Here is a 20,604-nt window from a genome sequence, read left to right on the forward strand (position 1 = left end):
AATTGCGAAGCGGTTTTCATTTGGCGCCGTGCGGATCTTCAAGCGCACGAAGGTCGCCGTAACACGTTGAATTGCTGGATGGTCCTACCCTTTGGCCATTTCCGATTAAAGCAGCCGTTCAGGAGCAACGCACGTCCGATTGGAGCGCAGTTACTGCTCCAATCGCCGGATAAAACATGCGCGCAGCCGGACGTCACCATTTGGCGATTCACGCCATACATCCCCTCCCCGCCATACCCCACCCAAAGGAGCATCCCCGAATATCTAGCTAGCTCGCAGGTTGAATCGCGCGCAGTCTCCCAAAGCGGTTAACTTGCCTGGCGAAGATATGCCGGGCACCCGGCCGTGCGAGAAACACGGGGTAAACGAGGCAGAGGAGTAACGTCATGCCTATTCCACAAATATCCGACACGATCAAGCTCAGCGACGTTTACGCTGGCGACGCAAATGCCGGCAACGGCGGCGATGGCTTCAACAAAGGGGATATCTACTTTCAACCGAGTGCCTATGTGGCCAACGAACAGATAGTCAAAGGCGCACATGTAGACGTAGATGCTGGCGATCACGTTTGGCAAAAGGCCTATTGGGAAGCTGATGACGGCGGTGATGGCGGACATGCCAAGGCAGTGGCCGCTTTCCTGGCCGAAGCCACGAACAACGGCTCGGGCGGCGATGGCGGAGATGCGAACTCCAATGGCGACCAGTATAATGAAAGCGGCGGTAACACGGCAACCGCTACCGCAAACACGACAGCCCAGCAGAACACAGAACTCCTGGCCGATCAGCATGCCACCATTCTCGCTGGCGTCGGCGGCAATGGCGGCAATGGCAACACCGCGGTCGGCGGTGATGTTTCGGCGGCATTCGTACACGACGACCCGACATCAGTGTCGGCTACATTGTCCAATATCGACAATCACTTCGGCGATATCGACCTGAGCCATTTGGGCTCATGAACCAGCTCCCGAGGATCGCCGGTTCCGACCGGCGATCCTCCTGTTCCTGATGGTTTTGACCAGGCATTTCCTTTGTCAGTATCGAGAGCATTGAGATCTGATAATGACATCAAATTTCGTACAATCGCAGCGCGCACCGACGCATCTGGTCGTGGCCTTTCGGGCCTGTGCCGGAGCCTTTGGCTTGGTTTTCCTCTATAGCTGCGGTTACAATCTCTTTCTTCTGGCGCCCTCCATCTATCTCCTGCAGATCTACGATCGCGTGCTGTCGAGCCGGAGTGTCGACACGTTGCTGATGCTGACGCTCATCATCGCCGTCGCCGTCGTAGTTGGATCCGTCCTCGATATCGTGCGCCGCGCGGCGCTTTCGCGCATCGGCAGCTGGCTGGACCATCGCTTGCGGCCGGTCGTCCTCACCGCGGCGTTCGACTATGCGGCCCAGACCGATACGAACACAGCCTCCGAGTGTTACCGGGATCTCGCCGCATTGCGTCAATTCCTTGATTCACCGGCAAGCGCCCTCCTCTTCGACATCCCCTGGGCGCCGGTGTTCCTGCTGCTGCTTTTCCTGGTTCACCCCTTGCTCGGCGCGATCGGCCTCGGGAGTGCAATCGCCCTGCTGCTGCTGGCGCTCCTGACGGACCTGGCCACGCGGGAGCCGTTGGGTCAGGCCAACCTCGCACTTGCAAGGAGCTCCTTGCGGTTTGCAACGGCGCTCAAATATCTCCAGGTGATCCGCGCCATGGGCATGCAGGATGGTGCGGCGCAGATCGTCTACCGCGATGCCGAGATGGCAAGAAGAGCGCAGGACCGCGCGATGCATCGCACCGAGACCATTCTGGCCTTTTCGAAATCCATCCGGACATTGACGCAGATCCTGATGATGGGATCGGCCACCTGGCTGGTGCTGAAGGACGGCAGCAGCCCCGGCATCATCTTCGTCGCAAGCCTCCTGCTCGGTCGCGGCCTGGCACCGGTCGAGGGCGCCATCGGCGGCTGGCGTGCTTTTGCGTTTGCACGCAACGCCTTCAACCGTCTCAACAGGATGCTGATTGCAGTCGCATCGCATAACAACGCCCGGATGGTGCCGGCACCAGAGCCGAGCGGCCTCGTTCTGGACAATGTCGGCTATACGCTGCCCTTCGGCGACCGGCATATATTGCGAGCGGTCAGGCTGCGGCTTGTTCCGGGAGACTGCCTCGCGCTCATCGGCCCTTCCGGATCCGGCAAGTCGACGCTCGGCCGGATCATAGCGGGAGTGCTGCAGCCTACGAGCGGCTGTGCCCTTCTTGGCGGCGTCGACATCTCTGCTTTCAGGCTATGCGGAGGGGGGCGCCAGATCGGATATCTGCCGCAGGATATCGAACTTTTCGGCGGCGCCATCAGGGACGTCATCGCACGGCTCGACAGGGCGGATCCCGGCAAGGCGGTCGAGGCGGCAAAACTCGTCGGATTGCACGAGGCAATCATACGGTTGCCGCAGGGTTATGAGACCGACATCGGCGAAGGCGGAAACCTGCTGCTGCGCGCGCAACGCCAGCAGCTCGGCCTTGCAAGGGCGGCCTACGGCAACCCCTCCCTGGTGGTCCTCGACGATCCGAATTCGAGCCTGGACTATGAGGGCGAGCGCATATTGTTCAACGCGATCGAGCGGATGAAATCCAGGGGAATGATCGTCGTCATCATCACCCATCGGATGGGCATTCTCCCCGTCACCAACAAGATTGCCATCCTGAGAAACGGCACCATCGATGCCTTCGGGGACAGCGAAGAGATCTTCGAGACCTACCTTCAGCCCCCGAAACGGACAGGGACCTAGAGGAGACGACGCCATGGCCCTTGCTCATTGCGAAGCTCCACCCAAACTCGAAGGCCCCGGTTTCGCAGGATCCTCGAACATCGTTAGTGTATCCGCGCAAGGATCGGCGGCGGTCAGCAGGTTCCTGACCTTCCTGCCCGCCGGCGAAGCCGCCGGCATCGAACTGGCCTCCCCTTCGCCCATGTCGAGGCTTCGCTCGGTCGCATTGACCGGCAACCTGCTGATCTGCTTCTTTGTCATCGGTCTTGGGACCTGGTCGGCATTCGCACCGCTGCAAAGTGCTGCGATCGCCTCGGGCATCGTCGAGCCCGAGACGAGCCGCAAGACCATCCAGCATCTGGAAGGAGGAATCGTGCGGCGCATCCTCGTCAAGAATGGCGACGCCGTCACCACGGGACAGGTACTGTTAGAACTCGACGATACGAAATCGCGTTCGGAACGTGACAGCGTCCAGGGACAGCTCTGGGAGGTCGCGGGGCGTCGGGCGCGTCTCCATGCGGAACAGGAGGGCAGCGACCGAATTGCCTATCCGCAGGATCTCCAGGCCCTGAGAGACAGCAACCCCGCGGTTGAAGCCATCATGAGCGGCCAGCAAAGGATCTTCGAAACCCGCCGCCAGGTCATGCAGTCCGACATTGCGATCACACAGGAGAAGATGAAACAGGTCGAACAGGAGATCATGGGCCTCGGTGCGCAGAAGGCGGCATTGACCGACAGGGCCGAAATCTCCCGGCAAGAGCTCGACAGCGTCACGACACTCAATGCCAAGGGGCTGGAAAAGAAGAGCAGACTTCTCAATCTGGAGCGGGAGAAGGCGGATATCGAGGGCCAGATCGGCCAGGTAGAGGCCCAGGTCTCCCGTGCCTACCAGGTGATAGCCGAGTCACAGGCTTATATCGTCAAGCTTCAGAGCGATCGACTGAACGAGGTGGCCCAGGACCTGCGCGAGACCGAAGGCCAGATCCTCACGCTCACCGAGCAATTGAGGACCATTGACGATCAGCTTGCCCGGACCGAAATCCGCGCGCCCGAAGACGGCGTGATCATGGATCTGCGCGTCCACACGACCGGCGGCGTCGTCGGCGCCGGCGAACCGCTCGTTTATCTCGTGCCGCGCAACAGCCCCCTCATCATAACCGCGCATGTCCGGCCGGACGATATCAATCTGGTGCATCCCGGGCTGGAAGCCCAGATCCATCTGCTTCCCTACAACCAACGAAGGGTTCCCCTTTTCAAAGGTGTGGTGAAATATGTCTCGGCGGATCGTCTTGTCGATCAGCAAACCGGCCAGTCCTATTACGCGGCGACGATCCGCGTGACGGATGAACGGCTGGCGAAGATGAGCGATGTCGAGTTGGTTCCGGGCATGCCTGCCCAGACAATGATCGAAACAGGCGAGAGCACCGTGGCGTTTTATGCGCTCAGACCGCTCCTCGACAGTTTCAACAGAGCATTTCGCGAGGACTAAAGCAATTCCAGGAAAAGCGCGAAGCGGTTTTCCGTTCGGAATTGCGTAGAACAAAAAGCTAAAGCGGGATGCCGAAAAATGTGCGCGGTTTTCGGCATCCCGCTCTAACCATTGATGTAGATCAGGATTCACATTTCAGGCCGATTCGGCCTGAAATCATACTGATCTAGCATCGATTGTTAAAGCGGCAGACGCTTGGCGCGATGCGCAATGCGAATATATGGATCGGCGCTCCAATTCCTCCCTGGCGGCCCTGAATTCCTGGCATGAATCGGTCGAAGGGATGCGGTAATGGGTAAGAGAAAATTCGATGATGACGAGATCATGGCCATCCTGAAGGAACATCAGGGTGGCATGACCGTGACGGATGTTTGCTACAAGCACGGCATCAGCGAGCCGACCTTTTATCGGTGGCAATCACAGCAGTTCAAGCATGTCGGATTCGACGCCAAGAGGCTAAGAGCGTTGGAGGAAGAAAACCAGAAGCTCAAGAAGCTGCTGGCCGAAGCCATGCTCGCCGCGGCAACGCTGAGCGAAATGCTGGAAAAAGAATCCCGAGGCCGTCCGTAACTTAATGCATGTCGCGCAAAAGTGTGCAGCGGTTTTTGCGGCGACGACATGCATGAAAACAACAAGCTAAAGCCTGTCGCCGTGAGCCTACGTTCACGCGACAGGCTTTAGGCGCAAGATCTGGATAATCGATATCGATTTCGCAAAATACTATGCGCCACTCTCTCTGGCATCATGCCCGTTGGAAGCCTGGTGCCCCAACCGGGCAACCACTTCGGTTCGGTTCTGGACCTGCAGCTTGCGCATGATGTGCTGCAAATGCATTTTCACGGTGTGGCCCGACAGATTGAGCTTCCCGGCAATGACCTTGTTCGAGCAACCCCGCTGCAACTCGGCGAGTACATCGGCCTCGCGCGGCGTGAAATCGGCAATGGATAGATAATATGTCCGATCCTCCATGACCTGCCGATCTCCGTCATGGAGCCTGGTGCCTGCGGCTGCGCCGTTGGTATATGTACCCAGCGGATGTGGACAAAATACACCGCCTGCGAGAACCAGCCGCAGACCGGCAAGGGCGATTTCGATGGGAAGCGAGGTTGTGAAAAACCCGCGAATGCCCATCTGCAGCGCCTGGGACGCCATCAGGACATCATCCATATTGGAGAGCAGCGCGATCGGCGCTTCGGGAAAGCGCTCCTCGATCGCGGCGAGATCGTCATGAAGGCTGGCACAATTTATACTTCTGCCCGCCAGATCCAGGGCAATCAGCCGCACATCCATTCCAAGGGCTCTATCGAGACTCTCCGTCGAGTCCATATCGATAAAATTCCATCCCCCGAGTTCATGCTCGAGGAGCTTTACAATAGTTGTGCGTGTAAGTGTATGATGCTCTATTACGATAACAGTGGGTGCATTGCGCCCGATACGACGCTTAGATTCTGAGCTTATGGACACTTGAGGCCCCCCAGGACTTTTTGCAATCCATTGCGGCCAGACATCTTATACCTCTTATTGATTCATGTCATGATATAATCAGGATTAATCCTAATCCAAATCCTGCCTGAACGGATGTAAGCTCTCCATTACCGAACCTTTCCCGGTATTGCTGACAGTAGTGTGACTTTACGCACAGGCTACACCTTAGATGTAGACAGAGAAACAGTCTTAGACCTTTCATCCAAGGGTGCCGGCCGATCGGATTACTTCAGCAGGAGGGATCCGCGGATTTGTTCTGCGGTCTAGACTTTACCGGCGTGCCTGAATGCAGGCAGCGGCATGTCTTATCACCCATTATCTGCAGGAAGCACCCGCCGATAAGAGCAACCGGCGCTGGCAACTTCAATCAGGATAGAAGAGCTGAGCTATAGAGTCGTTCGGAAGCCCGTTTGTGCTATCCTTCTCTCAGATGTCAGCCGAAAAATTCCTCATGCCGAACGTTATCGGGATCGGCACGGCTAAATCTCAGGAGGATGAAAATGGACCTGAAGGGGCTGCGATCCGAATACGAAGAGAAGATCAAGGAATATGAAGGCCATCTGCAAACGATGGACGAGAAGGACGTCCAGCACTTCCGGCAGGAAGGCAACGGCCCTCTCGCAAATATCACCGGGCGAATAAAGCAGGAGTATCGCCGCAACATCGAGACCTACACGGCGTTGATCGCCCAAATAGACGCAATGCTCGGCGCTTGATGCATGTCGCGCCCAAGTGCGCAGCGGTTTTACGGCAACGACATGCATGAAAACAACAGGCGAAGGGCTTTAGGCGAAGCGCCCAGCGCGCAAAATTGCGATAAATGAAGCAGCGGGTAGCGCGCTACTGCCCCTTAGGCTGGCGACGAGAGCATCATCGCAGGATCCGCGGCGCGCGCGTTGCTGGCAGCTGTCACTGGCGCAGAGAGATCCCACGTCTCCTCCAGCCAGATCCCAAAATGCTCCTGCATATAGGCGACGCAACGCATGTTTGCCTCCCTGCGATTGGCCCCCTCGATCGTTGCACGATAGAGCGCGTCGATCTCGTGAGCCTCGCTGGTTTGCGGCAGATCGAGCCCGGCCGGAAGCCAGATCGGGATATTCCTTCGGGCAAGCATTCCCGATAGCCACACGTCATCCACGGCCCAGACCACATCTGGAATATTGAAAGCAACGTCGTCAAAAAAATCAGGTCGTACGACCACGCCACCCAAACCCTGAAGGATGTCGACATAGCCAGCCTTGATAGTCGGGCGGGGCATGGGAAACGGACGATCGACGCCCAGCCGCGAGCTGATCTTGTAATGAAGCCGCCGCATCCGCAGCCCAAAGTCCTTCCTGGACGGATGCACGGCCTTTGGCTGGAACGGGCCAGGCTTGCCGCGATCTGGCGGCACCGCCTTGCCTATCAACGCCACACATTCATGCGGGCGTGTAGCCTGTGCAGCCAGGAGATCGGCTGCCCATGTCGGCGAAAAGATCTTGTCATCATCGCAGAAAAGGATCTGTGCCCGTCGGCCTCGCAACTCACGCGTCGCAAACAGCACCTTGGAAGCCGGCCCCAGATCCTCTTCGGGCCTGACGATGGTCACTCCGTCAGGCACATCAGGCACGGAGCCGTCATAATCGGGAAATCGGCGGTACCGACGCGGAATGTAAAGCCGAATTTCGTTGATTGAAGCACGCTGTTTGAGGAGGCTCTGCAGTGTTGGCGCAAGGGTGGCAAAGCGTGGAGGAATAGTCGACAGAGTAATGATGCGCAACGAATCGGCTCGTAAGATGTGATGGGATTAAGATCGGAGGGGCCGCGTCTACTGCCCCCATGGGCTGCGCGGAGTCAAGAAGTCACTTACGCAGGCAACGAACTTTTTCAGCGCGTGTGACGCTTATATCGGGAAGACCCCGGGGAATGGAATTCGCGCCGCACGAATGATTAGCGCAACGACGGCAGCGCTTTATGGAAGCAACTGTAAGTCTTGGGAACGTCGTTGGCTCGGACAGCCGCAAGCATGGCCGCCCACCGCCGCCAGTTCGTCGGCGTCGTCCCCTCTGGGAAATAGGTGTCCATCGTCATGACGATCGAACTGTGCCCAAGGCGTTCTTCTGCGGACGATTGATACACCACGACGCATAGGTTCCGGCCCTTTTTATGGAACAAGACAACGTCGCCAGGGTTCACCTTTCGGGTCGCGTGGAAGCAATGCCTTTGTTGGCTCCCGGTTTCCCAATTGGGTTCTGCGCGGCCCAACACCGAATGCCGAGCAACTGCCCCGCTATCCGGCGGGGCTTTATTGTGGAACCAACAACCCATCAGATTTGTTTATTAAGTGGACCGCCGCCGCACGGATCATGATCGACACCACGGATGTATCTGTGCACTACGCTTGGGAGGCAGGCGCGCGACGGTCCACTCTCTGCACAGCACAGAAAGTTTAGTGAATAGACGAGGCCGAAGCCCGCCTCGCGTCTTCTAGCGGCAATTGCTTTTTGCCGTCTCGACGGCCGTTGTCCTTGTGCCTGGTTTTGCTCTTCGGGCCAATTTCTCAGGAACAAGATCCATTGAAAATGGGATTCCGCGCGGTCCATCTCCGCTGAACGTCGAATAACTCCCCGCTGTCGCCGGCGCTTTTGTCGTTTTCTGCTGCCAATATCCAAAATACCTTAAATACGTATGGTTGTGGCGCCCTCTTCAAAAGCTTAACGTTATTCAGGTCGCGAGACGATGCGCCGAGTCCCCTGGCGCGCCCGCTTTGCGATCCTCTCCACAGTGCATCTACCCGCTGTTCACAGCGGGTTTTTTTATCCTGCCTATGAGAACTCCGCCCAGTTCTCCGGGTAGCGTCGGAAGATTAGGCGCCGATCGCAAGGACCCTATTGGTAATCACCATTTCTGGATGGTGACGACCCTTCCAGTCTGTCCAGCGTTTGTAAGAGAAGGTCGGCGCAAACTTTTGTCGGCTCGTCATCGGCGCACTTGATGTCGATTTTGACATCGCCATCCTCGATGCGAAAACGTGCGGCCTTTGATGGGGGAGGCAGCGGCGGATGACCACGCATGCGTTCCCTGCGCCAATCATAACGCGGACGGCCCTCATCGGAGGGGGCTGCTTGCCGCTCCGGCGTGGTGGGTTCCGGCGCGGTAGTTGTACTGTCTGGCGGTGGTGGCGGCGCCTGAGTGGGCTCCTGGGCGAAGCTAGAGACTACAGACAATACGAAGATTACGGCTGCAATGGAAAGGATGGGATTCATTGATGGATCCTCAGGTTCTGCACATGAAGCTACGCGACGACCAGAACGGACTGCAATTTTGGTCGCCATCATCGATTGCTACTGCTTGCTTGACCTAACGTGCTGCAGCGTTAGCGACCCTGCACGGCGTTGACCGTATTTGCAGTGTCCCGACCCATCCCGCGGATAGTATTGGCGCAGGCGGAGAGTGAAACAAGGATGCAGCACACGGCTGTGATTGTTGCCACCATCTTCATTATCGTTCCTTCCTCTTTGCTCAGGGCTCTTCTTCGTCGTCGTCCCGCTCAGCTTGCCATAGTTATTATCTCCAATACCGGTGGCTGGTTGTGGCGGACGACCGGCCTACAAGATAGCCAACGGTGAAGGCTAGCGCTCCGATACCGAGAATGAGAGTGCTTGCGGTGTGCGGGTGCTCCGCAGCCCCAACAGCCAAAGCGCTCGTTTCGCGCTTTACTGCATCAGTTGCAGTCTTGGCTATCTTGCGGACGCCCTCCGGCTGTTCGGTGGGGCTACCTGTAAATCCGGCATTCAATTCGTCTTTGGCCATCTCGTTTCTCCTTCTCGATAAACAAGAACTGGCAGGTGGACTTCAGGTTCCAATCCCAGGCAGTCGTGGTGAAAAGCAGAGCCGTCCGTTTCATCAACGGGGGGCCGCCCGTGCGATCACGAGCGAGATGAAATCAGGGTATTCCTCAATTTTCTCCGCCGTGATGTGCAGTGGTAGGTATGGCTCGTTTTCCATAGAGCGGAGATGGGCGCGGGCTGCAGCAAGTCAACCAACAGCCGTCATGATATCGACTTACTCATGGGAAGTTCCCGCGTTGTTTGCCGCTCCGGACTGTGCGAACAACCTCATAATGGGATTTGCCCATATTGACAGCGACAGTTCCATCAGTCCCAAATTGGAATGGATAGGAACACAGTCTGCAGCCTGGCTTTGAAATGTCAGAAAGAGCGACTACCGCGCGGGATGTTCCTGCCATGGATCGCTGCAGAATTTGAGATGAGCCACAAGACTGCGACGAGCTTGATGCATGTCGCAAAGCGCCTCCTAACCAAGCCATTATGACGAAGGTCCCATGTCGCGCGCATGTCGCGTGGATTCGACGTTCTCTTTTGGAACCGCCTGTAAATCAAGGGAATTGGCTTGCAACAAGGCGCGACGCGCCGGGCTAAGAATCTATCAGCATTACAACGATAAGGCATTGAGTTTGCTAATAAAAAAGTGGTAGCGGAGGAGGGATTTGAACCCCCGACACAAGGATTATGATTCCTCTGCTCTGACCTACTGAGCTACTCCGCCACTTGGTCAAACGAAGCCGTCTCGCGAAGCGGCGGCCCGTGGGATGAGCGGCTTATAAGGTGACGCTCACCCCGGTGTCAAGCATATGACAGCAAGAAAAACGCCTCGGCTCACAGGGCCGGCACGGGTGCCGCGGCCGGGGACGTCAGCAGCGCCTTCAGCGAGGCTTCGGCGGCGGGCTCGCGCTCGGAGCGATCGATGAAGCCGCCGCCATAGACGCGGGCGTCGTCGCCGGGAGCGGAATAGAGAGCGCAGGCCTGGCCGGGAGCCACACCCGCCTCGCCGACCGTCAGATCGACATAGGTGCCGGTTGCATCCTGGTGAAGGACGGCCGGAGCCGGCGCACGGGTCGAACGGACCTTGGCATAGCAGGCAAAGCCTTCGCCGGATGCGGCCTTGGCAAGCGGTTCGTCGCCCAGCCAGTTGACATCGCGCAGATAGACGCGGTGCGTCTCCAGCGCCTCCTTCGGCCCGACGATGACGCGGCGCGAGCGGGCGTCGAGGTAGACGACGTAGAGCGGCTCGCCGGTCGCAATGCCGATGCCGCGGCGCTGGCCGATCGTGTAGTGCAGGATACCCTCATGGGTGCCGAGCACCCGGCCGTCGAGATGGACGATCTCGCCGGCAAGCGCGGAATTCGGCTTCAGCTTGGCGATGATGTCGGAATACTTGCCCTGCGGCACGAAGCAGATGTCCTGGCTGTCGGCCTTCTTGGCGACGACAAGACCCATTTCCTCGGCAAGCCGGCGCGTCTCCGCCTTCGGCAGTCCTCCGAGCGGAAAGCGCAGATAGTCGATCTGCTCCTGAGTGGTCGCGAAGAGGAAATAGCTCTGGTCGCGATCGGCATCGGCCGGGCGAAAGAGCGCACGCCGGCCCGGGTTCTCGGGCGAAGGATTGGGCCGCGAGCGGATATAGTGGCCGGTCGCGAGCGCATCGGCGCCGAGCTCCTTGGCGGTTGCCAGGAGATCGGCGAACTTGACAGTCTGGTTGCAGGCGACACAGGGGATCGGCGTCTCGCCGGCGACATAGCTTTCGGCAAAGGGATTGATCACCGTCTCGCGGAAACGCTTCTCGTAATCGAGCACGTAATGCGGGATGCCGAGCGTCTCGCAGACGCGCCGCGCATCGTCGATGTCCTGGCCGGCGCAACAGGACCCGGCGCGATGGACGGCGGCGCCGTGATCATAAAGCTGCAGCGTGATGCCGAGGACGTCATAGCCCTGCCGCTTCAGGATGCCGGCCACGACGGAGCTATCGACGCCGCCTGACATGGCAACGACGACGCGCGTCTCTTCCGGCTTCTTGTCAAAATCCAGTGTGTTCACGGGTGGCTGCCAAATTCTGTGCTGTCTTCTCCGCCTCTTGCCCGGCAAATGCGGCGGATTTCCTGCATACCGGCGGGATCGGCCGCCGGATTTCGTTGGCAAGCGATATAGAAAGGATTGGCCTCCGGCGCAAGGGGCCGGAGGTCGAAGCGCTTTGCCGCGGGCTAAAGTCTGTCGCGTGAAAAGAGATTCACGCGACAGACTTTAGACTGCTGTTTTCACGCATGTCGTTGCCGCAAAAACCGCTGCACACTTTTGCGCGACATGCATTGGAGGGCGGCAATTGGACGCTCGCCTCCTGCGCCGATTGACAAGCTCTGCGCCTTCATGGACGCTAATCGCCACTGGCCTGTTCCAAGGAGATTGTCATGCCGGACATTCAGCTCACGCTTGCGGAAGTCGACGAGCGTATCGCGGCTGTGAGGGAAAACCTTCGCGAGTTGATCGAGCAGGCGGCTGCCTTTTCCGGAGCGGCGGACGAGGAGCTGACATCGCAGCGCATCGCCGACCAGGAGGAAGAGCTCGAGCGTCTGACGAAGATGCGCGACGAGCTCCTCCAATCGAAGTCATGACCTCCGATCGGCAACTTTGCGCTCTCCGCATGAGGTAGCATCGTCCCTGGCGAAACGGAAAACTGTCATCGCGCCGCAACAATACCGCGCTACTTGCGGACCGTGACGATATCAAAAGTTGCGGATCCCCCGTCCAGGCTAGGCGATCGAAAAAGCGCGGCCGACGCCGAACTTTCCGACATGCTTCTCGGACACGCCGTCAACGGCGAACTCACCTTTCGCATCCGGACACAACTGACCTGGGGCAGCATCAGGTAGGATTTCGCGGAGAATTCCGCCCCTCACCCTAACCCTCTCCCCGCAAGCGGGGCGAGGGAACGATCGAGCAAGCGGCGACTGTCATTCAACTGCCGTTGTGAGGGACGACTGAGGGCGCGACTCCCCCTTCGCCCCGCCTGCGGGGAGAAGGTGCCCGAAGGGCGGATGAGGGGCCGTCGCGGCACCTGATTTTCGCTCGCAACTATTGGATTCGGCGAGAGTTTTGCTCCTCACCCTGACCCTCTCCCCGCAAGCGGGGCGAGGGAACGATCGAGCAAGCGTCGATCCTCAACGGCAGCTGGAAGTTTCCGGACACCAACCGGTGCAATGAAGCCAAAAATCACCTCCGGCCAATGAAAAAGCCGGCACGGTTACCCGCGCCGGCCTTGCCCTGGGAGGAGCAATTCAGATCAGTCGACGTTGAAGACCAGCTGCTTGGCCTGGCGGATGGCCCTGTTGGCCGTCAGCTGCGCAAGGACATCATCGCCGACCGGACCGTCGACATAGAGGAGCGCGATCGCGTCGCCGCCCTGCCTGTCGCGGCCGAGCTGGAAGTTGGCAATGTTGACGTTCGCCGCGCCGAGCGTCGTGCCGATGAAGCCGATCATGCCGGGGACGTCGGTGTTGGTGATGTAGACCATGTGGCTGCCGACATCGGCGTCGAGGTTGATGCCCTTGATCTGGATGAAGCGCGGTTTGCCGTCGGAGAAGACTGTGCCGGCGATCGAGCGCGTCATGCTCTCGGTCGTGACCGTCAGCTTGATGTAGCCGTCGAAGACGCCGGACTTGTCGCGCTTGACCTCGGAGAGGATGATGCCCTTTTCCTTGATCATGATCGGCGCGGAGACCATGTTGACATCGGCCACCTGCGAGCGGATCAGGCCGGCGAGCAGCGCGCTCGTCAGGGCCTTGGTATTCATCGCCGCAGTCGCGCCGTCATAGAGGATCTCGATCTCCTTGATCGGCTCTTCCGTCACCTGCCCGACAAAGGCGCCGAGCACGTCGGCAAGCTTGATGAAGGGCTTCAGGATCGGCGCTTCCTCGGCGGTGATCGAGGGCATGTTGATCGCGTTGGAGACGGCACCCTTGACCAGGTAGTCCGCCATCTGTTCGGCGACCTGCAGGGCAACGTTTTCCTGCGCTTCCGTGGTCGAGGCGCCGAGATGCGGCGTGCAGACGACGTTCGGCAGGCCGAAGAGCGGGCTTTCCTTGGCGGGCTCGACCTCGAAGACGTCGAAGGCGGCACCGGCGACATGGCCCGACTTGATGGCGGCGGCGAGATCGGCCTCGACGACGAGGTTGCCGCGGGCGCAGTTGATGATGCGGACACCCGGCTTCATCTTGGCGATCGCGGCCGCGTCGATGATGTTGCGGGTCTTGTCCGTCAGCGGCACGTGCAGCGTGATGAAGTCCGCACGGGCGAAGAGCTCGTCAAGCTCGACCTTGGTGACCCCCATCTCCTCAGCCCGCTCCTTGGACAGGAACGGATCATAGGCGACGACATGCATCTTGAGGCCGATGGCGCGAGCGCAGACGATCGAGCCGATATTGCCGGCGCCGATGACCCCGAGCGTCTTGCCGGTGATCTCGACACCCATGAACTTCGACTTCTCCCACTTGCCGGCCTGCGTGGAGGTGTCGGCGGCGGGAAGCTGGCGCGCAACGGCGAACATCAGCGCGACGGCATGCTCGGCCGTGGTGATCGAGTTGCCGAAGGGCGTGTTCATGACGATGATACCGCGGCGCGAGGCAGCCGGGATGTCGACATTGTCGACGCCGATGCCGGCGCGGCCGACGACCTTGAGGTTCTTTGCCGCCTCGATGATCTTTTCCGTCACCTTGGTGGCGGAACGGATGGCAAGGCCATCATAATTGCCGATGACTTCGAGCAGCTTGTCCTTGTCCTTGCCGAGCTGCGGCTGGAAATCGACTTCGACGCCGCGATCGCGGAAGATCTGGACGGCGGTTTCCGACAGTTCGTCGGATACGAGAACGCGAGGTGCCATACGAGGCCTCCTTCAAAAGTGTTCAGCGATGAATGAATTCGGAGATGCTGGCTCCGCCCTTTCGGCGGAGCCGGGAAGCAATGGCTCAGGCTGCCGCCTGGGACAGCGTCGCCTTCTGCGTTGCGAAGGCCCAGTTCAGCCAGGGCATCAGCTTCTGCATGTCGGCGGTCTCGATCGTCGCACCGGCCCAGATGCGCAGGCCCGAGGGCGCGTCGCGATAATGGCCGACGTCGAAGGCCACGCCTTCCTTTTCGAGGAGGGCAACGACGCCCTTGGCGAAATTCGCCTGGCCGTCCTCGTCGAGCGCAGTCACGTCCTTGTCGACGATCTTCAGGCAGACCGAGGTGTTGGAGCGCGTTTCCGCCTTGGAAGCGAGGTTGGCGATCCAGTCATTGGCATCGACGAAATCGTGGATGACCTTGGCATTGGCGTCGGCACGCGCGATCAGCGCCTTCAGGCCGCCGAGTTTCTTGGCCCAGAGGAGCGCGTCGATATAGTCCTCGACGCAGAGCATCGAGGGCGTATTGATCGTCTCGCCCTGGAAGATGCCTTCGATCAGCTTGCCGCCGCTGGTCAGGCGGAAGATCTTCGGCAGCGGCCAGGCCGGTACATAGGTGGTAAGCCGTTCGGCCGCACGCGGCGATAGGATGATGACGCCATGCGCGCCCTCGCCGCCCAGGACCTTCTGCCAGGAGAAGGTGACGACGTCGAGCTTGGAGAAATCGAGCTCCTGCGCGAAGGCGGCAGACGTTGCGTCGCAGATCGTCAGGCCCTTGCGGTCGGCGGGGATGAAATCGGCGTTGGCGACACGCACGCCGGAGGTGGTGCCGTTCCAGGTGAAGACGACGTCGCGGTCGAAATCGACGGCGGAAAGATCAGGCAGCTCGCCATAACCGGCTTCGAGCTTGCGCACGTCCTTGAGCTTCAGCTGCTTGACGACGTCGGTGACCCAGCCGGCGCCGAAGCTTTCCCAGGCGAGCATGTCGACGCCGCGCTCTCCGAGCAACGACCAGAGCGCCATTTCGACGGCGCCGGTGTCGGAGGCGGGAACAATGCCGATGCGGTAATCCGCCGGCACTTCCAGAATTTCACGGGTAAGGTCGATGGCCTGCTTCAGCTTGGTCTTGCCGATCTTCGCACGGTGCGAACGGCCGAGGGCCGCGTCGGAAAGGGCTTCGAGCGTCCAACCGGGGCGCTTCGAGCAGGGGCCAGAAGAAAAATGGGTATTTTCCGGACGGATGTCCGGCTTGGCGAGCTTCGTCATAATGCTATCCTTTCAGATAGAAGCCCTTCGTTGGGGAAGGGTGTCCCGCCGCCGTGGGTATAGCCAACGCTGTTCGAAGTCAAGCCGGCATGTCGCAAGTGAAGAATAATATGGCGCGGCTGTGGCAGGATGACGCGGCGCTAGACGTGAGCTTTTGGGAGGTTGTCCGTGCGGACGCGCGAGATAGGATTTCCGTGAGGGATGGCACACTGCGCAAATCCCGCCAATGTGTAGTCTCAATGGCAGTTGTTTGGCGTAGGCGCCTCCCCACACTCCTCATCCCTGTGCTTGTCACAGGGATCCAGCCGCCGTGCGTCCGCACGGCGAAAGGCCTCCCGTCAGCCCGTAGACCTTCTCAGAGGTCCTTGCGGTGGAATCGAGCAAGAGCTCTCCCTCGGATCTGCCTCATCGCAAAGCGAGTCTCCCGCGCCGTGGACACGGCGCTGCTGGATCCCTGTGACAAGCACAGGGATGAGGGCGGAGAGAGGCGCACCCCCGGATGACTACGGCAGAGAGAGGGCGTCGGTGCCGGGCGCTTCGTTCGAAGCGTCAGCGCCCCGCCCAGCTCACGCAGCTGTCCCCAAAACGACAAAAGCCGCCCGGAGGTCTCGGGCGGCTTTCATCACGGCGGCGACCGTTTTCACTTGTAAACGGGTGCCGGCGCAAGCGGGATTTCGGCGGGCTCGTAGGCGGCCTGCTGGCAGCCGCCGAAGGTGTAGCGGGCGCCGACGCGGGCTTCGTGGATGTTGAAGCCGCGGTCTTCGCCGGGGCCGCCGTTTTCTGCGAAACCGAACATGTCGCCACCGTTCACATGGCGGAAACGGTAGCCGATATCGGCCTTGACGTTGCAGGTCACGTCGATCGCAGCACCCGCCATGAGCGCGTAGGTGAAGCGCCAGCTTCCCTTGCCGCCATGGGTGACGGTGTCGTCGCAGCCGCTGCCGTCATCGGCGCAGGAGGTGTTCTTGAGATCATCCCACTTTACGTAGGTGCCACCGATACCGGCGCCGACATAGGGTGTCACGTAGCCGTAGGTGCCGAGATCGACATAGGCGTTGGCGAGCAGGCTATAGGCCTTCATCGAGCTGACGTCACGCGAGGTGCAGGAGACCACGCAAGCGCCGAAAGCGGCACCTCCGCCGGAGGTCGAGCCACGGAAGTCGGAGTCGAACATGTAGTCGAAGGTCAGGTCCGTGCGGAAATAGTCGGTGACCTGGTAACCGACACCGACGCCGAGCGTCCAGGAATCATCGATATCGGCTTCGTCGAAGCTTACCAGATTGTCGTTGGAGCCCTGGAAGAAGCGCGCGCCGCGCAGATCGTTGAAGGCATAGCCGACGTCGCCGCGCAGGTACCAGCCGGTGGCCGAGGCGACGGCCACTTCCGGCGGCTCAGCCGGGATCGGCTCAGCGGGTGCAAGATCGGCGGAAAATGCCTGCGTCGTGGCGACGAGCAGGGCGGCAGCAGTAATGCCAAGCAGGCGTCTCTTCATGGCTCAACTCCAAATCCTTCTTCATTGGCCGGACGAAAAGCCGCCAACGTCAATAATCTCGAACGGATAATGAATCGGAAACGTTAAAACCCGCTTAACTACGAATGTTTACCGTGTTCATTAGGAAATCATAAATAATGATTGGCAACGTCCCGTTTACCATTAAGTATTCGCGAATGAAGAAAGAGCGCCGAAGCCTGTGGCACTCTCACGCAAGGAGGGCGTTTGCTTCGCCTCGAAGAATTCTTCTGACAGGACGCCCCAATCCGACGGACGCATTCAATCTTTTGCGTCCGTGCCGGTGCAACAACGCCATCGACGACCTATATGATGGTCAAACCTTTCATCCTGAGCCACGCGGTCCATTGGCCGCCGAAAGGAGAAGACAATGCAGACTTATGGCAAGTCGCAAGATGCCATCGCCAAGCTCTCTCCGGAGCAGTTTCGTGTCACGCAGCAAAGTGGCACCGAGCGCCCCGGCTCGGGCGAATATCTGAACAACAAGGAACCAGGTATTTACGTCGATATCGTATCGGGCGAGCCGCTGTTTGCCTCTTCCGACAAATACGATTCGGGATGCGGTTGGCCGAGCTTCACCAAGCCGATCGAGCCGACCAATATCAACGAACTCCGTGACGTCTCTCACGGCATGATCCGCACGGAAGTCCGTTCGCTCCATGGCGACAGCCACCTGGGCCACGTCTTCCCCGACGGTCCGATCGACCGCGGCGGATTGCGCTATTGCATCAACTCCGCCTCATTGCGTTTTGTCCCTCGCGACAAGATGGAAGCCGAAGGCTATGGGGCCTATCTCTCACAAGTGGAGGATATTCGATGACACAGGAACGTGCTGTTCTCGCCGGCGGTTGCTTCTGGGGCATGCAGGATCTGATCCGTCGCTATGACGGCGTGATTTCGACGCGGGTCGGCTATACGGGCGGCGACGTGCCGAACGCGACCTACCGCAATCACGGCACCCATGCCGAGGCAATCGAGATCATCTTTGATCCGTCGAGGATCAGCTATCGCAAGCTTCTGGAATTCTTCTTCCAAATCCACGATCCGACCACGCGCAACCGTCAGGGCAACGACATCGGGACGAGCTATCGCTCCGCCATCTTCTACACCAATGACGAACAGAAGCGGGTGGCCGAGGACACGATTGCCGACGTCGACGCCTCCGGGCTCTGGCCGGGCAAGGCCGTGACGGAAGTCACTCCCGCGGGCGACTTCTGGGAAGCCGAGCCGGAGCACCAGGATTATCTGGAGCGCTATCCGAACGGCTACACCTGCCATTTCATCCGGCCGAACTGGAAGCTGCCGGAGCGCACGGCTGCCGTGCGTAGCGCCTGACTGGCCGTTGTCCCCTCTCCCCGCATGCGGGGAGAGGGCTAGGGTGAGGGGCAAAACTCTCAGCGAATCCGATAGTTGCGGATAAAATTCGAATGCCGCGCACGGCCCCTCATCCGTCCCGGCTACCTTTTTCCCGCGGTAAGAACAGGAATTTGCGGCTTGTGCGATCTCTCCCTCTCCCCTCGGGGAGCGGGCAGGGTGAGGGGGTGCTAGCGGCATATTCAGTAGCTGTCGATCGAGATATATTGCCGCGTGGTGAGGCCCCCCTCATCCGACCCTTCGGGCCGACGGGGAGAAGGCGAGTCCGCCGCTTGCTCGATCGTCCCCTCGCGCCGCTTTCGGTGGGGCGTGCACTGGTATTTAGCAGGATCACCTCGAGCAAAATTCACTCCACTCCAACCAGCGCCTTGCGCAGGCGCGGCGCGGCAAATTCGAGAAAGCTGCGCATCTTGAGCGGCAGAAGCCCCTGCCCGGCATGGATCAGGCTTACCGGCACTGGCGGCCGCTCGAATTCCCGGAGAATGCGCACGAGCTTGCCCTCCTCAATCGCCTGTACCGCTTGATAGGAGAGCACTTGCGTCACCCCCACGCCCGCAATCGCGGCGTCGATCGCCGCCTCGGCGGTGTTGACGACGAGGCGCGGGTGGACGCGGATCGATTGCATCTGCTGTCGGTCGGCCGAGGAGAACATCCAGGTGGTCCCTTCCGACAATCCATCGAAGGCAACGCAAGGCAGCCCGGTCAGATCGGCCGGCGTCTTCGGCATGCCATGGGCGGCAAGAAAGGCCGGGCTCGCGCAGGCTGCCCGGCTGATTGACCCAACGCGCGTGGCCACCATGCTGCTATCAGGCAGATGGCCAACCCGCACCGCCATATCGATCTGGTCGTCGACGAGATGCACATTGCGATCCGAAAGCACCATCCGAACATTGATCTCCGGAAAGCTCGCGAGAAAATCATTGACCACCGGCAGCACATGCAGGCGCCCGAAGACGATCGGAGCCGTAATGACGAGATCGCCTCTCGGCATCATGTATTCGCCGGATGCCAGGCGCTCGGCCTCTCCCACCTGTTCGAGAATGCGCTTGCTGGCGGCAAGATAGACTGCACCCGCATCCGTCAGAGTCAGCTTCCGCGTCGTCCGCACGAGGAGACGCGTGCTGAGATGCGCCTCCAGTTCGGCGACCTTCCGGCTGATCGTCGGCAGCGGCACGCCGAGCTTGCGGCTTGCGCCGGAAAAGCTGCCCGCCTCTACCGCGGCCACCAATATCGACATGGCTTCGAAGCGATCCATTATTCTTTCAACTTTCGAGAGGAGCCATCTCGAAGATACGGGATTATTAGACGAGCCGATAGGATCTATGTGTATGTGCGACGGGTCCGGCGAGGACCACGACACACTCAGGGAGCCTTCGATGGCTTACGGATTTCTCGATATCACGGCAACGCCGAGCGTAAAGGCCGCTCAGGCGGCCAACGGCAGCGGCGAGTATTAGTCCGATTTCCACGGCAACCGCGCCTTCGACCGTTTCGGCGAAGCCGAGAGCCACTTCATTCAGTCCCGCGACAGCTTCTACATGGCGACGGTTTCCGAAACGGGCTGGCCCTATGTCCAGCACCGCGGCGGGCCGGCGGGATTCCTGCGCGTGCTGGATGAGAGGACGCTGGCATTTGCGGATTTCCCCGGCAATCGCCAGTATATCAGCCTTGGTAATCTGTCCGCCGATAACCGCGCGGCGCTGATCCTCATGGATTATCCGCACCGCAGACGCCTGAAGATCCTCGCCCGTGTCGAGACGAAGGACCTGCGCGACGATGCCGAACTGGCTGAACGGCTCGCCATGCCGGACTACAACGCCAAGGTGGACCGTGCCTTCCTTCTTCATATCGAGGCCTTCGATTGGAATTGCCCGCAGCACATTACCCCGCGCTTCACCGAGGCGGAGATCGCCGATGCGCTGGCGCCCGTCCGCCGGCGGATTGAAGAGCTGGAAGCCGAGAACAGGGCACTGCGCGAGCATCTGGACCGGCTGCAGCCGGTCGGCTGATCGACTTTTC

General features: G+C 59.8%; 19 protein-coding genes and 1 tRNA gene. 10 read left to right on the forward strand and 10 right to left on the reverse strand.

What is annotated here, in order from left to right; genetic code table 11:
* The first annotated feature begins 386 nt into the window (after nucleotides 1-386).
* From AAE029_RS30180 to AAE029_RS30195, 4 genes are all read left to right on the forward strand, one after another.
* A complete protein-coding gene (locus AAE029_RS30180; RefSeq protein WP_371076606.1) occupies nucleotides 387-956 on the forward strand; it encodes a PE-PGRS family protein in 570 nt (189 codons plus the stop codon).
* A gap of 103 nt (nucleotides 957-1,059) precedes the next feature.
* Entirely contained in the window at nucleotides 1,060-2,775 is a 1,716-nt protein-coding gene (locus AAE029_RS30185) for a type I secretion system permease/ATPase (RefSeq protein ID WP_371076607.1), read from the forward strand.
* 13 nt (nucleotides 2,776-2,788) lie between these two features.
* On the forward strand, nucleotides 2,789-4,243 hold the full coding sequence (locus AAE029_RS30190; protein WP_371076608.1) for an HlyD family type I secretion periplasmic adaptor subunit: 1,455 nt from the start codon (nucleotides 2,789-2,791) through the stop codon (nucleotides 4,241-4,243).
* A 291-nt stretch (nucleotides 4,244-4,534) separates the two neighbouring features.
* Nucleotides 4,535-4,813, forward strand: coding sequence for a transposase (locus tag AAE029_RS30195; protein WP_371076609.1), 279 nt, complete (start codon nucleotides 4,535-4,537; stop codon nucleotides 4,811-4,813).
* A gap of 150 nt (nucleotides 4,814-4,963) precedes the next feature.
* Here the strand turns inward: AAE029_RS30195 and AAE029_RS30200 are convergent, their stop codons facing one another.
* Nucleotides 4,964-5,707, reverse strand: a complete 744-nt coding sequence (locus tag AAE029_RS30200; protein ID WP_371076610.1) for a LuxR C-terminal-related transcriptional regulator — start codon at nucleotides 5,705-5,707, stop codon at nucleotides 4,964-4,966.
* A gap of 521 nt (nucleotides 5,708-6,228) precedes the next feature.
* On the opposite strand from AAE029_RS30200, the gene AAE029_RS30205 reads away from it, so the two are divergent.
* A complete protein-coding gene (locus tag AAE029_RS30205) occupies nucleotides 6,229-6,444 on the forward strand; it encodes a hypothetical protein (RefSeq protein WP_371076611.1) in 216 nt (71 codons plus the stop codon).
* Nucleotides 6,445-6,578: 134 nt separating this feature from the next.
* Here the strand turns inward: AAE029_RS30205 and AAE029_RS30210 are convergent, their stop codons facing one another.
* The 5 genes from AAE029_RS30210 to mnmA all read right to left on the reverse strand — a co-directional run bounded on the left by AAE029_RS30210 (nucleotide 6,579) and on the right by mnmA (nucleotide 11,601).
* Nucleotides 6,579-7,487, reverse strand: a complete 909-nt coding sequence (locus AAE029_RS30210; protein WP_371076612.1) for a glycosyltransferase family A protein — start codon at nucleotides 7,485-7,487, stop codon at nucleotides 6,579-6,581.
* Nucleotides 7,488-8,595: 1,108 nt separating this feature from the next.
* Nucleotides 8,596-8,973: a hypothetical protein gene (locus tag AAE029_RS30215; protein WP_371076613.1), complete on the reverse strand. Its 378-nt coding sequence runs from the start codon at nucleotides 8,971-8,973 to the stop codon at nucleotides 8,596-8,598.
* Nucleotides 8,974-9,274: 301 nt separating this feature from the next.
* The gene (locus AAE029_RS30220; protein ID WP_371076614.1) at nucleotides 9,275-9,520 is read right to left on the reverse strand and encodes a hypothetical protein; all 246 of its coding nucleotides are present in this window, start codon (nucleotides 9,518-9,520) and stop codon (nucleotides 9,275-9,277) included.
* Between the two features lie 679 nt (nucleotides 9,521-10,199).
* Nucleotides 10,200-10,276 (reverse strand) — tRNA-Met (locus AAE029_RS30225).
* 110 nt (nucleotides 10,277-10,386) lie between these two features.
* On the reverse strand, nucleotides 10,387-11,601 hold the full coding sequence (mnmA, locus tag AAE029_RS30230; RefSeq protein ID WP_371076615.1) for a tRNA 2-thiouridine(34) synthase MnmA: 1,215 nt from the start codon (nucleotides 11,599-11,601) through the stop codon (nucleotides 10,387-10,389).
* A gap of 368 nt (nucleotides 11,602-11,969) precedes the next feature.
* Here mnmA and AAE029_RS30235 point away from each other — a divergent pair, with 368 nt between their 5' ends.
* Entirely contained in the window at nucleotides 11,970-12,173 is a 204-nt protein-coding gene (locus tag AAE029_RS30235) for a hypothetical protein (protein WP_371076616.1), read from the forward strand.
* 668 nt (nucleotides 12,174-12,841) lie between these two features.
* Here AAE029_RS30235 and serA read toward each other — a convergent pair.
* From serA to AAE029_RS30250, 3 genes are all read right to left on the reverse strand, one after another.
* Nucleotides 12,842-14,437, reverse strand: a complete 1,596-nt coding sequence (gene serA / locus AAE029_RS30240; RefSeq protein ID WP_371076617.1) for a phosphoglycerate dehydrogenase — start codon at nucleotides 14,435-14,437, stop codon at nucleotides 12,842-12,844.
* An 85-nt stretch (nucleotides 14,438-14,522) separates the two neighbouring features.
* Nucleotides 14,523-15,701 (reverse strand): phosphoserine transaminase, encoded by a 1,179-nt coding sequence (locus AAE029_RS30245; RefSeq protein ID WP_371076618.1) that lies wholly within the window; start codon nucleotides 15,699-15,701, stop codon nucleotides 14,523-14,525.
* Between the two features lie 640 nt (nucleotides 15,702-16,341).
* Nucleotides 16,342-17,193 (reverse strand): outer membrane protein, encoded by an 852-nt coding sequence (locus tag AAE029_RS30250; RefSeq protein ID WP_371076619.1) that lies wholly within the window; start codon nucleotides 17,191-17,193, stop codon nucleotides 16,342-16,344.
* A 388-nt stretch (nucleotides 17,194-17,581) separates the two neighbouring features.
* On the opposite strand from AAE029_RS30250, the gene msrB reads away from it, so the two are divergent.
* Nucleotides 17,582-18,031: a peptide-methionine (R)-S-oxide reductase MsrB gene (gene msrB, locus AAE029_RS30255; RefSeq protein WP_371076620.1), complete on the forward strand. Its 450-nt coding sequence runs from the start codon at nucleotides 17,582-17,584 to the stop codon at nucleotides 18,029-18,031.
* The gene (gene msrA / locus AAE029_RS30260) at nucleotides 18,028-18,546 is read left to right on the forward strand and encodes a peptide-methionine (S)-S-oxide reductase MsrA (RefSeq protein WP_371076621.1); all 519 of its coding nucleotides are present in this window, start codon (nucleotides 18,028-18,030) and stop codon (nucleotides 18,544-18,546) included. The genes msrB and msrA overlap by 4 nt, the downstream gene beginning before the upstream one ends.
* A 385-nt stretch (nucleotides 18,547-18,931) precedes the next feature.
* Here msrA and AAE029_RS30265 read toward each other — a convergent pair whose 3' ends face one another.
* Complete coding sequence (locus AAE029_RS30265; protein ID WP_371076622.1) at nucleotides 18,932-19,840, reverse strand: LysR family transcriptional regulator; 909 nt, start codon at nucleotides 19,838-19,840, stop codon at nucleotides 18,932-18,934.
* 73 nt (nucleotides 19,841-19,913) lie between these two features.
* Between AAE029_RS30265 and AAE029_RS30270 the strand changes: the two genes are divergently transcribed.
* Nucleotides 19,914-20,042 carry a hypothetical protein gene (locus AAE029_RS30270; protein ID WP_371076623.1) on the forward strand — a complete coding sequence of 43 codons (129 nt, stop codon included), beginning with the start codon at nucleotides 19,914-19,916 and terminating at the stop codon, nucleotides 20,040-20,042.
* 57 nt (nucleotides 20,043-20,099) lie between these two features.
* On the forward strand, nucleotides 20,100-20,594 hold the full coding sequence (locus AAE029_RS30275; RefSeq protein WP_371076634.1) for a pyridoxamine 5'-phosphate oxidase family protein: 495 nt from the start codon (nucleotides 20,100-20,102) through the stop codon (nucleotides 20,592-20,594).
* Nucleotides 20,595-20,604 lie beyond the last annotated feature (10 nt).

It is taken from the genome of Sinorhizobium sp. CB7, assembly GCF_041357635.1.
In the GTDB taxonomy this organism is placed as follows: Bacteria; Pseudomonadota; Alphaproteobacteria; order Rhizobiales; family Rhizobiaceae; genus Rhizobium.

Bases quoted from the DNA above. Each gene is read 5' to 3' on its own strand.
- AAE029_RS30180 (WP_371076606.1), top strand. From the start codon at position 387: ATGCCTATTCCACAAATATCCGACACGATCAAGCTCAGCGACGTTTAC.
- AAE029_RS30185 (WP_371076607.1), top strand. From the start codon at position 1,060: ATGACATCAAATTTCGTACAATCGCAGCGCGCACCGACGCATCTGGTC.
- AAE029_RS30190 (WP_371076608.1), top strand. From the start codon at position 2,789: ATGGCCCTTGCTCATTGCGAAGCTCCACCCAAACTCGAAGGCCCCGGT.
- AAE029_RS30195 (WP_371076609.1), top strand. From the start codon at position 4,535: ATGGGTAAGAGAAAATTCGATGATGACGAGATCATGGCCATCCTGAAG.
- AAE029_RS30205 (WP_371076611.1), top strand. From the start codon at position 6,229: ATGGACCTGAAGGGGCTGCGATCCGAATACGAAGAGAAGATCAAGGAA.
- AAE029_RS30215 (WP_371076613.1), bottom strand. From the start codon at position 8,973: ATGAATCCCATCCTTTCCATTGCAGCCGTAATCTTCGTATTGTCTGTA.
- AAE029_RS30220 (WP_371076614.1), bottom strand. From the start codon at position 9,520: ATGGCCAAAGACGAATTGAATGCCGGATTTACAGGTAGCCCCACCGAA.
- AAE029_RS30235 (WP_371076616.1), top strand. From the start codon at position 11,970: ATGCCGGACATTCAGCTCACGCTTGCGGAAGTCGACGAGCGTATCGCG.
- serA (WP_371076617.1), bottom strand. From the start codon at position 14,437: ATGGCACCTCGCGTTCTCGTATCCGACGAACTGTCGGAAACCGCCGTC.
- AAE029_RS30245 (WP_371076618.1), bottom strand. From the start codon at position 15,701: ATGACGAAGCTCGCCAAGCCGGACATCCGTCCGGAAAATACCCATTTT.
- AAE029_RS30250 (WP_371076619.1), bottom strand. From the start codon at position 17,193: ATGAAGAGACGCCTGCTTGGCATTACTGCTGCCGCCCTGCTCGTCGCC.
- msrB (WP_371076620.1), top strand. From the start codon at position 17,582: ATGCAGACTTATGGCAAGTCGCAAGATGCCATCGCCAAGCTCTCTCCG.
- msrA (WP_371076621.1), top strand. From the start codon at position 18,028: ATGACACAGGAACGTGCTGTTCTCGCCGGCGGTTGCTTCTGGGGCATG.
- AAE029_RS30265 (WP_371076622.1), bottom strand. From the start codon at position 19,840: ATGGATCGCTTCGAAGCCATGTCGATATTGGTGGCCGCGGTAGAGGCG.
- AAE029_RS30270 (WP_371076623.1), top strand. From the start codon at position 19,914: ATGTGCGACGGGTCCGGCGAGGACCACGACACACTCAGGGAGCCTTCG.